Raw genomic sequence first — 12,365 nt, 5'->3', positions numbered from 1 at the left:
GCAACGGCGCGCCCCTTCCGTCACAATCTGAACAAACGTTCAATTCACAGCCTGGGAGGGTCTCATGGATTTCGCGCTTTCCGAGGAACAGACCGCCATCTTCGACATGGCCCACGCCTTCGGACAGGAGCAAATCGCGCCCCATGCTCGCTCATGGGAGGCGCAGGGCACGATTCCGAAAGACCTATGGCCACGCCTTGCTGAACTCGGTTTCGGCGGGCTCTACGTCTCCGAGGAGTCGGGCGGCTCGGGCCTGACGCGGCTCGACGCGACGCTGGTCTTCGAGGCGCTCTCGATGGCCTGCCCGTCTGTTGCGGCCTTCCTGTCGATCCACAACATGTGCGCCCGGATGATCGACAGTTTCGGCTCGGACGAGATCAAGGCTCGCCTGCTGCCCCGCGCCCTGACCATGGAGACGGTGCTCAGCTACTGCCTGACCGAACCGGGATCGGGCTCTGACGCCGCCGCGCTGAAAACCCGCGCCGACAGGACGAACGAGGGCTACGTCCTAAACGGGACCAAGGCCTTCATCTCGGGTGGCGGATATTCCGACGCCTACCTTGTGATGTGCCGCACCGGGCAGGACGGGCCCAAGGGCATCTCGACCCTCTATGTCGAGGACGGCGCGCCGGGCCTCAGCTTCGGCGGACTCGAGGACAAGATGGGCTGGAAATCCCAGCCCACCCGCCAGGTCCAGTTCGACGATTGCCGCGTGCCGCAGGAAAACCTCGTGGGCGAGGAAGGTATGGGCTTTCGCTATGCCATGGCCGGGCTCGATGGCGGACGGCTCAACATCGCAGCCTGCTCGCTGGGCGCGGCGCAGGCCGGGCTCGACGCCACGCTGAAATACATGTCGGAACGCAAGGCATTCGGCCAGAGCATCGACCAGTTCCAGGCGCTGCAATTCCGCCTCGCCGACATGGAGATCGAGCTTCAGGCCGCCCGCACCTTTCTGCGCCAGGCCGCCTGGAAACTCGACACGCAACAGCCTGACGCCACGAAATTCTGCGCCATGGCCAAGAAATTCGTGACAGAGGCCGGCTCACGCATCGTCGACCAGTGCCTGCAACTGCATGGCGGCTACGGCTATCTCGCCGATTACGGCATCGAGAAACTGGTCCGCGACCTGCGCGTGCACCAGATCCTCGAAGGCACGAACGAGATCATGCGCCTGATCGTGGCGCGCCAGATGCTCGCTCGCTGACCCTTTCCCTTTTCTTCTGGCCTCAAATATCCTCGGGGGAGCGCGAGACGGCAGACAGCCGCCTCGCCCCGCCGCCGGAACAAGGACCGACGCCGCCATGTCAGACATCCATATCCGCACCGAGGGCCGCGCCGGCCGCATAACCCTGGCCCGGCCGAAGGCGCTGAATGCGCTGACCTACGAGATGTGCCTCGCCACGGAACGCGCGCTGGACCTCTGGCGCGAGGATCCCGCCATCGACCTCGTCCTGATCGACGCCGAAGGCGAGCGCGCCTTCTGCGCAGGCGGCGATATCGCCGAGATGTATCGCACCGGCAAGGCCGGCGACTTTGAGTATGGCCGCCGCTTCTGGCGCGACGAATACCGGCTGAACGCCAAGCTGGCGGAATACCCCAAGCCGATCGTCTCCTTCCTGCACGGCTTCACCATGGGTGGCGGCGTCGGTCTGGGCGGACATTGCAGCCACCGCATCGTCTGCGACAGCACCCGGATTTCCATGCCCGAATGCGGCATCGGCTTCGTGCCCGACGTGGGCGGCTCCTTCCTGCTGGCGCGCGCGCCGGGACGGCTGGGCGAATACCTGGGCCTGACCGCGGCCCGCATGGGGCCGGGCGATGCGATCCATGCCGGTTTCGCCGACCATTACATCACCGAGATCGAGTGGCGCACACTCAAGACCCTGCTCTGCGAGACGGGCGATGCCTCGGTCGTGGCGGGCGCCGCCCTGCCCGTCCCCGACAGCCCCCTGGCGGCACAGCAAACGCAGATCGACGCGCTGTTCGCCGGCGAGACCGCGCGCGACATCGTCAACAGCCTGCGCCATGATGGCACTCCCTTTGCCGCGCAGGCGCTGGAGGCGATGGCGCGCTGCGCGCCGCTGTCATTGGCCGTCACGGTCGGCATGATCCACCGCCTGCGTGGCCCCTCGCTGACCATCCGCAAGGCGCTGGAACTGGAATACCGCGTCAGCCATCGGATCATGGAGCATGGCGACTTTCTCGAAGGCATCCGCGCCGCGATCATCGACAAGGACAAGTCGCCCCGATGGCACTACGCTGACGGCGACGTTCCGGCCGTGGCGGTGTCGAAGATGCTGATGCCGCTGGGCGACGACAAGCTGGATTTCAGGGAGAAGAGCATGAAGATCGGATTCATCGGACTGGGAAACATGGGCGCGCCCATGGCCGCCAACCTGGTCAGGGCCGGGCACGAGGTAAAGGGCTTCGACGTGGCGGGCCTGACCGCCGAGGGCGTCACCCCCGCCGCTTCTGCCCGCGCTGCCGCCGAGGGGGCCGACGTGGTGGTGACCATGCTGCCCAACGGGACGATCCTGCGCGCCGTGGCCGATGATGTCATTCCTGTCATGCGCCCCGGCGCGATCCTGCTCGATTGCTCCACTGTCGACGTGGACAGCGCCCGCGCCGTCGCCCACCAGGCCGACGAGGCAAGCCTCGGCGCGCTGGACGCGCCGGTGTCGGGCGGTGTGGGCGGTGCCGCGGCGGGCACGCTGACCTTCATGGTGGGCGGCAGCAAGGCCGCCTTCGAAGCGGCGCGCCCGCTCTTCGACGTGATGGGCCAGAAGGCGGTGCATTGCGGCCCATCGGGCAACGGCCAGGCCGCCAAGATCTGCAACAACATGATCCTCGGCGTGACCATGATCGCCACCTGCGAGGCTTTTGCCCTGGCCGACAAGCTGGGCCTGTCGCGCCAGGCGATGTTCGACGTGGTCAGCACCTCGTCCGGGTCCAGCTGGTCGATGAACACCTATTGCCCGGCGCCCGGGATCGGCCCGAAAACGCCCGCCGACAACGATTACAAGCCCGGATTCGCAGCCGACCTGATGCTGAAGGATCTGCGCCTGTCGCAGCAGGCTGCCGATTCGGTCGATGCCGACACGCCCATGGGTGAGGCCGCGATGGAGCTTTACCGCCGTTTCGTCGAGCAGGAGGACGGCAAGGGCCGCGATTTCAGCGCCATGCTGCCGCGGTTCGAGTCCCGTGGCCGCGGCTGACCTGCCCGACTGGACGGCAGACCGCTCGCTGCCGCCCCTGGCGGATGCCAGCCGCACCGCGCTGCGCGGGCTGATCCCGCAAACCGTGCCGCAAGGCACGGCGCTGTTCCACCCCGGCGAGGCCGCCATGGGCTTTGTCGTCGTGCTGTCCGGGCGGATCGAGGTCTTTCTGACCGGTCCTACCGGGCGCGACATCCTGCTTTACGCCGTCGAGCCGGGACAAAGCTGCGTGCAATCCACGCTCAGCCTGCTGGGCAGCGAGGATTATTCCGGCGAGGCGATCACCCGAACCGAGTGCCGCCTGGTCCTGATCCCGCGAGAGATGTTCCTGCGGCTGATGGACGGCGACGCGGCCTTTCGCGCCTTTGTCTTCCGCGCCTTCGCCGCGCGAATGCAATCCATGATGCACCTGCTCGAACGCGTCGCCTTCACCCGGGTCGAGGCGCGGCTGGCGCAATGCCTGCTGGAGCGCGCCGACGCCGGACGGGTCGAGGCCACCCATGCCGAACTGGCCGTGATGATCGGCTCGGCCCGCGAGGTGATCTCGCGCCGGCTGGATGCGCTGGCGCGGCGCGGTCTGGTGCGGCTGGAACGCGGGGCGGTCCTGCTCTGCGACGAGACGACGCTGCGCAGCCTTGCAGAAAGCGACGCTGCAATGTGACCATGTCACCGACAGAAGGCACCGAGTCGCGTTAACCTTCCTTCACATCGAATCAAACCGGAGGGTTACACAATGTTTGCCAAGAATGTCGGCTCCACCGACCGCCTGATCCGCGCCATCGTCGGCATCGTCGCGCTGGTCGTCTTCTTCACTGCCGCGGGCGTGCTGAAATGGATCGCCCTGATCGTCGGACTCGTGATGCTGGCGACCGCTGCGCTGGGCACCTGCCCGCCCTACGCGATGCTGGGCATCAACACCTGCAAGACCAAGGGCTGACGGCCACAGGCGGAACCGCGCCAGCCTGTCGGCGGTCATCCGCTGCAGGTGACGATCCCGTTGGAACAAGGCGACGCGCAGGGGTATTTGTCTCGCATGTGAACGCAGATGCGAAAGGACTTCCCATGCGCGTCCTCGCCCTTCCCCTGATCCTGATCGCCCTTGCGGCACCGGTGCAGGCCGGCCCGCAGGGCTGCCCGCCTGGCCTCGCAAAGAAAAGCCCCGCCTGCGTTCCTCCGGGGCTCGCAAAGAAACAGCATCACGACCACTATCGCGTCGGCGACCGCATCGACCGCGATTACATCGTGATCCGCTACCCCGACCGCTATGGCCTGGACCCCGGTCAAAGCTATTACCGCGTCGGCAACTACGTCTACCGCGTGGACCGCGAAACGCGCGAGGTTCTGGACCTGATCGGCGCGATCGCGGCAGTTCTCGACTAGGTCACTCAGCGGCCACCTTGCGGTGGGCCAGAATCGGTTTCAGGTAGCGGCCCGTGTGGCTTTCGCCAACCTCGGCCACGTCCTCGGGTGTGCCCGTCGCAACGATCAGACCGCCGCCATCGCCGCCTTCTGGGCCGATGTCGATAATCCAGTCTGCGGTCTTGATGACGTCGAGATTGTGCTCGATCACCACTACCGAGTTGCCCTGTTCGACCAGTTCATGCAGCACTTCCAACAGCTTGCGCACATCCTCGAAATGCAGGCCGGTCGTGGGCTCGTCCAAGATATAAAGTGTGCGCCCGGTGGAGCGTTTCGCCAGTTCCTTGGACAGTTTCACGCGCTGCGCCTCGCCGCCTGACAGGGTCGTGGCCTGCTGGCCGACCTTGACATAGCCAAGGCCGACACGAACCAGTGCATCCATCTTTTCACGGATCACCGGAACCGCCTTGAAGAACTCCTGCGCGTCCTCGACCGTCATATCAAGAACGTCGGCTATGCTCTTGCCCTTGAAATGAATTTCAAGGGTTTCCCGGTTGTATCTCTTGCCCTTGCAGGTCTCGCAGGTGACGTAAACATCGGGCAGGAAGTGCATCTCGATCTTGATGACGCCGTCGCCCTGACACGCCTCGCAGCGGCCGCCCTTGACGTTGAAGCTGAAGCGCCCCGGCTTGTAGCCGCGTGCCTTGGCTTCGGGCAGGCCGGCGAACCAGTCGCGGATCGGCGTGAACGCGCCGGTGTAGGTCGCCGGGTTCGACCGCGGCGTGCGCCCGATAGGGCGCTGGTCGATGTCGATGACCTTGTCGAGATGCTCGAACCCCTTGATCGTCTCGCAGGGGGCGGGCGTCTCGCGCGCACCGTTCAGCTTCATCGCGGCATTCTTGTAGAGCGTCTCGATGGTCAGGGTCGACTTGCCCCCGCCCGAAACGCCGGTCACGCAGACGAACTTGCCCAGCGGGAATTCCGCTGTCACGTCCCGCAGGTTGTTGCCCGTCGCCTTGACCACGGTCAGCTTCTTGCCGTTGCCCTTGCGCCGCTCGGCGGGCACCGCGATCTCGCGCGTGCCGGAGAGGTATTGTCCGGTCAGGCTGGCGGTATCGGCGGCGATCTGGTCGGGCGTGCCCTCGGCCACGACGCGCCCGCCATGCACACCCGCGCCCGGCCCGATGTCGAACACATAGTCCGCCTGACGGATCATGTCCTCGTCATGCTCGACCACCAGCACCGTGTTGCCCTGGTCGCGCAGGTGTTTCAGCGTGCCGATCAAACGGTCGTTGTCGCGCTGGTGCAACCCGATGCTGGGCTCGTCCAGCACATACAGCACGCCCGTCAGGCCAGAGCCGATCTGGCTGGCCAGGCGGATGCGCTGGCTTTCGCCACCACTTAATGTTCCGGCTGCACGGGACAGGGTAAGATATTCAAGTCCAACGTTATTCAGGAATCCCAGCCGCTCTCCGATCTCCTTCAGGATGGCGCGGGCTATCTCCTGTTTTTGCGGTGTCAGCGTGGCGTTGACCGACCCGATCCAGGCATAGGCCTCCTTGATCGACATCTCGACCACCTGGCCCACATGCAGCCCGCCGATGCGCACCGCCAGCGCCTCGGCCCGCAGGCGGTAGCCGCCGCAGGTGCCGCAGGGACGGTTGTTCTGGAACCGCTCGAACTCTTCACGGATCCAGCTGGAATCCGTCTCGCGATAGCGGCGTTCCATGTTGGGAATGACGCCCTCGAAGGCGCGCGTCACCTGGTAGACGCGCCCGCCCTCGTCATAGCGGAACGGGATCTCGTCATCACCCGAGCCATAGAGGAACACCTGCTGCACATGGGCAGGCAGGTCTTTCCACCGGGCCTTGGGGGCGAAGCCGTAGTGTTTCGCGATGGCCTCGATTGTCTGGATGAAATAGGGCGACTTGCCCTTGCGCCAGGGCGCGATGGCCCCGTCCACGAGGGTCAGCGTCACGTCCGGCACCATCAGGCCCGGGTCGAAGAACAACTCGACGCCCAGACCGTCGCAATCCGGGCAGGCCCCGAAGGGCGCGTTGAAGGAGAACAGGCGCGGCTCGATCTCGGGAATGGTGAAGCCGGACACGGGACAGGCGAAATTCTCGGAAAAGGTGATCCGTTGGGGATCGCCCTCTTTCGGGGCGGTTTCCAGCACGGCGATGCCGCTGGCCAGATCCAGCGCGGTGCGGAAACTGTCCGCCAGCCGCGTCTCCATCCCCTCGCGCACCACGATCCGGTCCACCACAACATCGATGTCGTGCCGGAATTTCTTGTCGAGCGTCGGCGGCGCGTCCAACTCGTGGAACTCGCCGTTCACCTTGACGCGCTGGAAGCCCTGCTTGCGCAGATCGGCGAATTCCTTGCGGTATTCGCCCTTGCGGTCGCGCACGATGGGGGCCAGCAGGTAGGCGCGCGTGCCCTCCTCCATCGCCATGACGCGGTCGACCATGTCCTGCACCTGCTGCGCCTCGATGGGCAGGCCGGTGGCGGGGCTGTAGGGCGTGCCGACGCGGGCAAAGAGCAGCCGCATGTAGTCGTAGATCTCTGTCACCGTGCCGACGGTCGACCGGGGGTTCTTCGACGTCGTCTTCTGCTCGATCGAGATGGCGGGTGACAGGCCCGCGATGTGATCCACGTCGGGCTTTTCCATCATGTCGAGGAACTGCCGCGCATAGGCGCTGAGGCTTTCGACATAGCGGCGCTGGCCCTCGGCATAGATCGTGTCGAAGGCGAGGCTCGACTTTCCCGACCCCGACAGGCCCGTGATGACCACGAGTTGATCGCGCGGAATGTCCACGTCGATGCTTTTCAGGTTGTGTTCGCGCGCGCCGCGCACTTCGATCTGCTTCAGATCCGGCATCTGGTCCCCCGGCTGGTCTGGGTGACAGATAGTCGATCCGGCCCGTCCCGCCAATCGAAAATGGAGAACGGATGCGGAACGTGCACTGTGACCCTTTACATTCCACTATTAGAATGTATATGAAAGGTCAAACAGGCTTGGAGACGCCGCAATGTTCAACTTTCTGAGAACCGACCCCACGCCGGGCATGACCGCCGCCCAGGCTATCCCCCTTGTCGAGGCGGGCGAGATCGTGCTGATCGACATCCGTGAGCCGATGGAAATTGCCATGTCGGGCAAGGCGAAGGGTGCTCTGGCGATCCCCACCGCCGCGTTGGCCATGCGCGCCGACCCGCGCAGCCCGGAATGCCTGGCCGAACTGAAATCGGGCAAGCCCGTCGCCGTCTACTGCGCCTCGGGCGCGCGGTCATCGATGGCGAAGGGGATGCTGGCCCGGATGGGTCACGAGGTATACAATATCGGCGGATTGGCGCATTGGCAGCAGGCCGGCGGCGCGATCGAACGGTGATCGGCGCGTTCCCGCCCGCCGCAAGGCCGGCGGGAACCCGGCGCGGCGCCTGAACATTGGCATCCTGAGGGGAGACAGACCGTGAAGAAACTGATCCTCGTCCTGCCGCTTCTCATCCCGCTCGCGGCCTGCGACACCACCACCGCGGCCGTGGCCGGCGGGGCGGCCTTGGGTGCGGCGCTTGACGACGACAAGCCGATCCGCGGCGCCGTGGTTGGTGCAGCCGCAGGCGTGATCGCGGGCTCGCTGATCGAGCGTTACAGCGACGGCACCTGCCTCTATCGCGACCCGCAGACCGGCGAGACCTATCGCGCTCGCTGCTGACATGACCTGACCGCTGCCTCTGGGCGGCACAGGCGAAACGCCCGGCGGAGTCTCCTCCCCGCCGGGCGTTTCCGTGTCCGCCTCAGCGATGGTGCAGCGAGACGCCGTTGGCGAACAGGTGCACCTTGGCGGGATCGGCGGTCAGCCGAACGGTGCGACCACGCATCTCGCGGTGGATGCCGGGCAGCTTGGCGATGACCTGCCCCTCGCCCGAGCCGAAATAGAGCAGCGTCACCTCTCCCAGCGCCTCGGTGATGCCGACCGTGCCCTCGTAAAGGTAATCGTCCCCGGCAGTCACGAAATCCTCGGGCCGGACGCCCACGTTGACCGACAGGCCCATGTCGGCCTCGGTCGTGGGATAATCCGAAAGCGCCACGCCGCCGCCCGCCAGTTGCACCCGGGTCTGCGCACCGGTCGCCACGACCTTGCCGAGAAGCAGGTTCATCGACGGAGAGCCGATGAACTGCGCCACGAATTCGCTGTTCGGCCGCTCATACAGGTCCAGCGGAGAGCCGACCTGCGCGATGCCCTTGTTCGCCAGCACGACGATGCGGGTCGCCAGCGTCATCGCCTCGACCTGGTCATGGGTGACGTAGATCATCGTGCGCTCGGGCATCTGTTCCTTGAGCTGCGCGATCTCGATCCGGGTCGCCACCCGCAGCGCCGCGTCGAGGTTCGAGAGCGGCTCGTCGAAGAGATAGACCTTGGGGTCGCGCACGAGGCTCCGCCCGATCGCCACCCGCTGCCGCTGGCCGCCCGACAGCGCCTTGGGCAGGCGGTCCAGGTAGGGTTCCAGTTGCAGCATCTTCGCCGCGCGGTTCACCGCCGCGTCGATCTCTGCCTGGGGTTTCTTGGCCAGTTTCAGCGCGAAACTCATGTTCTCGCGCACGGTCATGTGCGGATAGAGCGCGTAGGACTGGAACACCATGGCGATGCCGCGCTGCGCGGGCGGCACGTCGTTGACCACCTGCCCGTCGATCTCCAGCGTGCCGCCGGTGATCTTTTCCAGCCCCGCGATCATCCGCAACAGCGTGGACTTGCCGCAGCCCGAAGGGCCCACGAAGACGATCAGCTCGCCCTGCGTGATGTCCAGGTTGATATCCTTGAGCACGTCGACCGTGCCGCCATAGGTCTTTGCGACATTGGTCAGCTTCAGGTTGGCCATCTCTCCCCCTCTTTTTTCTCGTTAACCGCGGTGAAGCACGGCCATCGCCGGCTGCCACGGCCCCAAGTGCAGGCGCCCGTCGGGGAAACCCGCCGCGCTGCCCAGTTCTATCCCGATCTGGTGCCAGTCTCCCTCGGGCATGGCCACCTGCGCGGGCTCTCCCGACAGGTTGACCGCGACAAAGATCGTCTCTGTGTCGCTCTGCCGCTGGAAATGCACGATGCTGCCGGTGGCCTGCACCTTGCTTTGCGTGCCCTTGGCCAGCGCCGCGTGGCTGTGGCGGAACGCGATCGTCTTGCGGTAGTGATGCAGCAGCGCGCCCGGGTCGCGTTCCTGTTCACCCACGGCGCGCGGCAGGTGATCCTGGCTGACGGGCAGCCACGGCACCCCGGCGGAAAACCCGCCGTTCAGCGCCATGCGGTCCCAGACCATCGGTGTCCGGCAACCGTCGCGGCCCTTGAACTCGGGCCAGAACTGGATGCCGTAGGGGTCTTGCAGATCCTCGAAATGCAGCTCTGCCTCGGGCAGGCCAAGCTCTTCGCCCTGGTAGAGGCAGACCGAGCCCCGCAGGCACATCATCAGCGTGATATAGGCGCGAGCGGCGGCGTCGGGCAGGTTCCAGCGGCTGACATGGCGCGGCACGTCGTGGTTGGAGAAGGCCCAGCAGACCCAGCCCTCGGGCGCCTTTTCATCGACCAGCGCCATGACATCGGCGACATAGGCCGCATCGGGCTGTTTCGGCGAGAGCAACTCGAAGGCGTAGGACATCTGCACCTTGTCCCCGCCCGAGGTGTATTCGCCGAGAATGTCGAGACCGTAAAGGTCGTCGCCCACCTCGCCCACGGCGGCCGCGCCGAATTCGTCCATGATCTTGCGCAGCTTGCGCAGGAAATCGAGGTTTTCCGGCTGGTTCTTGTCGTAGAGATGTTCCTGCCAGGTATAGGGGTTCACGGCCGGCGCGCTGATCGGGTTGCGCTTTTCCTCGGCCAGGGCCGGGTTGTCGCGCAACTGCTTGTCGTGGATGTAGAAGTTGATCGTGTCGAGCCGGAACCCGTCGACGCCCCGATCCAGCCAGAAGCGCACGACCTTCAGCAGCGCCTCCTGCACGGCGGGCTCGTGAAAGTTCAGGTCCGGCTGCGAGGTCAGGAAATTGTGCAGGTAATACTGGCAGCGCCGCGCGTCCCATTGCCAGGCCGAGCCACCGAAGATCGACAGCCAGTTGTTGGGTGGCGTGCCGTCGGGTTTCGCATCGGCCCAGACATACCAGTTGGCGCGGTCATTGTCCTTGCTGGCGCGGCTTTCCGCGAACCACGGATGCTGGTCCGAGGTATGCGACAGCACGAGGTCGATCATCACCCGCAGGCCCAGTTGGTGCGCCGTGTCCACCAGCACGTCGAAATCCGCCAGGCTGCCGAACATCGGGTCGACGTCGCAGTAATCGCTGACGTCATAGCCGAAATCCTTCATCGGCGAGGTGAAGAAGGGCGAGATCCAGATCGCGTCCACGCCAAGGCTCGCCACATGCGGCAGCCGCCCGGTGATCCCGTTCAGGTCGCCCACACCGTCGCCGTTGCTGTCCTGGAAGCTGCGCGGATAGATCTGGTAGATCACCGCGCCGCGCCACCAGTCGGGGTCTTTCGGCATCTGTGTCGTGCCCATGAAGGTCTGTGCCTCTGCATTCATCTGTGTCACTCCGCGCGCCCCGGACCGTGGCCCGGAGCCTTTTGTCTGTCGTCCCGCGCCGCGCGCGGGGAGGTTTATTTCACCGAGCCCGCCAGCAGACCGCGCACAAGATACCGCTGCATGGCGAAGAACACCGCCAGCGGCACCGCGATACTGACAAAGGCCGCAGTAGCGAGGATTTCCCAGTTGCCGCCGCGCGTGCCCAGCAGCTCGACGATCTGGTTGGTCATCACCGTGGTCTGACCCGTCGCGTCGATCAGGAACACCTTGGCCACCAGCAGGTCGTTCCAGGTCCAGAGGAACTGGAAGATCGCAAAACTGGCCAGCGCCGGGAAGCTCAGCGGCAGGATGATCTTGGTGAAGATCTGGAACTCGGTCGCGCCATCGACCCGCGCATTCTCGATGATGTCGCGCGGCAAGCCGACCATGTAGTTGCGCAAGAGGTAGATCGCCAAGGGCAACCCGAACCCCGTATGCGCCAGCCAGACACCGAGATAGCCCTTGCCGATGCCGATACCCAGGTGGAGCTTCAAGAGCGGGATCAGCGCCAGTTGCAGCGGCACCACCAGCAGCCCCACGACGAAGGCGATCAGCAGCGCACGGCCGGGAAAATCCATCCAGGCCAGCGCATAGGCGGCAAAGGCCGCGACCACGATCGGGATGATCGTCGCCGGGATCGTCACCGTCAGCGTGTTGAAGAAGGCCTTGGCCATGCTGTCGGTCGAGTCGCCCGAAAACAAGACCTGCCGGTAGTTGTCCAGCGTGAATTCCGGCGGGATCTCGGCGGTGACGAAGGTCCGCTGGCCGCGCGACCCGGTCATCTCGGTCGCGCTTTCCAGCCGATAGCCCCCGTCCGCCTGCACTGTCAGCTTTTCGCCATCGCCCAGTTCGGCGGTATCGCCCGGGCCATAGGCGGACACGTCGCGGGACGAGGTGCCCCAGCTGCCGATCTCGGCGGGGGGCGTGTCGGTTTCGGTGAAGAGATTGCCCTCGATCACATACAGATTGCCCTCCTGCACCTGCGTCTCGGGAGCGGCGGTGCGCAGGGTCAGCGTCTGTTCGGTCGGGAACAGCGCGTTCCACCAGCCGGAACTGGCGATCTGGTCCGCCGTGCGGAAGGACGACACGAAGAGGCCCACGGTCGGGAACAGCCACAGCGCCACCAACAGCGCCGTGGCGATGTGGACGGCCCAGGTGAGCGAGGATTTGGAACCGGCTATGTTGTCCATG

11 protein-coding genes and 1 pseudogene are annotated in these 12,365 nt (G+C 65.5%); 8 read left to right on the top strand and 4 right to left on the bottom strand.

Annotation, left to right across the window (positions count from 1 at the left end; all coding sequences use genetic code 11):
• Positions 1-64: 64 nt before the first annotated feature.
• The 6 genes and pseudogenes from KB874_RS09680 (at position 65) to KB874_RS09660 (ending at position 4,595) form a co-directional block, all read left to right on the top strand.
• Entirely contained in the window at positions 65-1,204 is a 1,140-nt protein-coding gene (locus KB874_RS09680; RefSeq protein ID WP_212536351.1) for an acyl-CoA dehydrogenase family protein, read from the top strand.
• Between the two features lie 97 nt (positions 1,205-1,301).
• A pseudogene (locus KB874_RS23295) lies at positions 1,302-2,315 on the top strand (enoyl-CoA hydratase/isomerase family protein); the annotation flags it as partial.
• Between the two features lie 27 nt (positions 2,316-2,342).
• On the top strand, positions 2,343-3,215 hold the full coding sequence (mmsB, locus tag KB874_RS23290; protein WP_346346535.1) for a 3-hydroxyisobutyrate dehydrogenase: 873 nt from the start codon (positions 2,343-2,345) through the stop codon (positions 3,213-3,215).
• A complete protein-coding gene (locus KB874_RS09670; protein ID WP_428849236.1) occupies positions 3,202-3,876 on the top strand; it encodes a Crp/Fnr family transcriptional regulator in 675 nt (224 codons plus the stop codon). Before mmsB ends, KB874_RS09670 begins: the two co-directional genes overlap by 14 nt.
• 72 nt (positions 3,877-3,948) lie before the next feature.
• Positions 3,949-4,152 carry a YgaP family membrane protein gene (locus KB874_RS09665; RefSeq protein ID WP_212536349.1) on the top strand — a complete coding sequence of 68 codons (204 nt, stop codon included), beginning with the start codon at positions 3,949-3,951 and terminating at the stop codon, positions 4,150-4,152.
• Between the two features lie 125 nt (positions 4,153-4,277).
• A complete protein-coding gene (locus tag KB874_RS09660; RefSeq protein ID WP_212536348.1) occupies positions 4,278-4,595 on the top strand; it encodes an excinuclease ABC subunit A in 318 nt (105 codons plus the stop codon).
• A gap of 1 nt (position 4,596) precedes the next feature.
• On the opposite strand, the gene uvrA is transcribed toward KB874_RS09660, so the two are convergent.
• On the bottom strand, positions 4,597-7,455 hold the full coding sequence (uvrA, locus tag KB874_RS09655; protein WP_212536347.1) for an excinuclease ABC subunit UvrA: 2,859 nt from the start codon (positions 7,453-7,455) through the stop codon (positions 4,597-4,599).
• Positions 7,456-7,606: 151 nt separating this feature from the next.
• Between uvrA and KB874_RS09650 the strand changes: the two genes are divergently transcribed.
• Both KB874_RS09650 and KB874_RS09645 read left to right on the top strand, forming a co-directional pair.
• Entirely contained in the window at positions 7,607-7,963 is a 357-nt protein-coding gene (locus KB874_RS09650) for a rhodanese-like domain-containing protein (protein WP_212536346.1), read from the top strand.
• A gap of 81 nt (positions 7,964-8,044) precedes the next feature.
• A complete protein-coding gene (locus tag KB874_RS09645) occupies positions 8,045-8,287 on the top strand; it encodes a hypothetical protein (RefSeq protein ID WP_212536345.1) in 243 nt (80 codons plus the stop codon).
• 82 nt (positions 8,288-8,369) lie between these two features.
• Here the strand turns inward: KB874_RS09645 and KB874_RS09640 are convergent, their stop codons facing one another.
• From KB874_RS09640 to KB874_RS09630, 3 genes are all read right to left on the bottom strand, one after another.
• Positions 8,370-9,452: an ABC transporter ATP-binding protein gene (locus KB874_RS09640; RefSeq protein WP_212536344.1), complete on the bottom strand. Its 1,083-nt coding sequence runs from the start codon at positions 9,450-9,452 to the stop codon at positions 8,370-8,372.
• 21 nt (positions 9,453-9,473) lie between these two features.
• Positions 9,474-11,135: an alpha-amylase family glycosyl hydrolase gene (locus tag KB874_RS09635; protein WP_249200390.1), complete on the bottom strand. Its 1,662-nt coding sequence runs from the start codon at positions 11,133-11,135 to the stop codon at positions 9,474-9,476.
• A gap of 74 nt (positions 11,136-11,209) precedes the next feature.
• The gene (locus KB874_RS09630) at positions 11,210-12,364 is read right to left on the bottom strand and encodes a carbohydrate ABC transporter permease (protein WP_212536343.1); all 1,155 of its coding nucleotides are present in this window, start codon (positions 12,362-12,364) and stop codon (positions 11,210-11,212) included.
• Position 12,365 lies beyond the last annotated feature (1 nt).

The organism is Thetidibacter halocola (assembly GCF_018224955.1).
Taxonomy (GTDB): Bacteria; Pseudomonadota; Alphaproteobacteria; order Rhodobacterales; family Rhodobacteraceae; genus Thetidibacter; species Thetidibacter halocola.
This window is presented reverse-complemented; position numbering and strand designations above follow the sequence as displayed.

Coding starts and splice junctions, on each gene's coding strand:
- KB874_RS09680 (WP_212536351.1), top strand. CDS start 65: ATGGATTTCGCGCTTTCCGAGGAACAGACCGCCATCTTCGACATGGCC.
- mmsB (WP_346346535.1), top strand. CDS start 2,343: ATGAAGATCGGATTCATCGGACTGGGAAACATGGGCGCGCCCATGGCC.
- KB874_RS09665 (WP_212536349.1), top strand. CDS start 3,949: ATGTTTGCCAAGAATGTCGGCTCCACCGACCGCCTGATCCGCGCCATC.
- KB874_RS09660 (WP_212536348.1), top strand. CDS start 4,278: ATGCGCGTCCTCGCCCTTCCCCTGATCCTGATCGCCCTTGCGGCACCG.
- uvrA (WP_212536347.1), bottom strand. CDS start 7,455: ATGCCGGATCTGAAGCAGATCGAAGTGCGCGGCGCGCGCGAACACAAC.
- KB874_RS09650 (WP_212536346.1), top strand. CDS start 7,607: ATGTTCAACTTTCTGAGAACCGACCCCACGCCGGGCATGACCGCCGCC.
- KB874_RS09640 (WP_212536344.1), bottom strand. CDS start 9,452: ATGGCCAACCTGAAGCTGACCAATGTCGCAAAGACCTATGGCGGCACG.
- KB874_RS09635 (WP_249200390.1), bottom strand. CDS start 11,135: ATGAATGCAGAGGCACAGACCTTCATGGGCACGACACAGATGCCGAAA.
- KB874_RS09630 (WP_212536343.1), bottom strand. CDS start 12,364: ATGGACAACATAGCCGGTTCCAAATCCTCGCTCACCTGGGCCGTCCAC.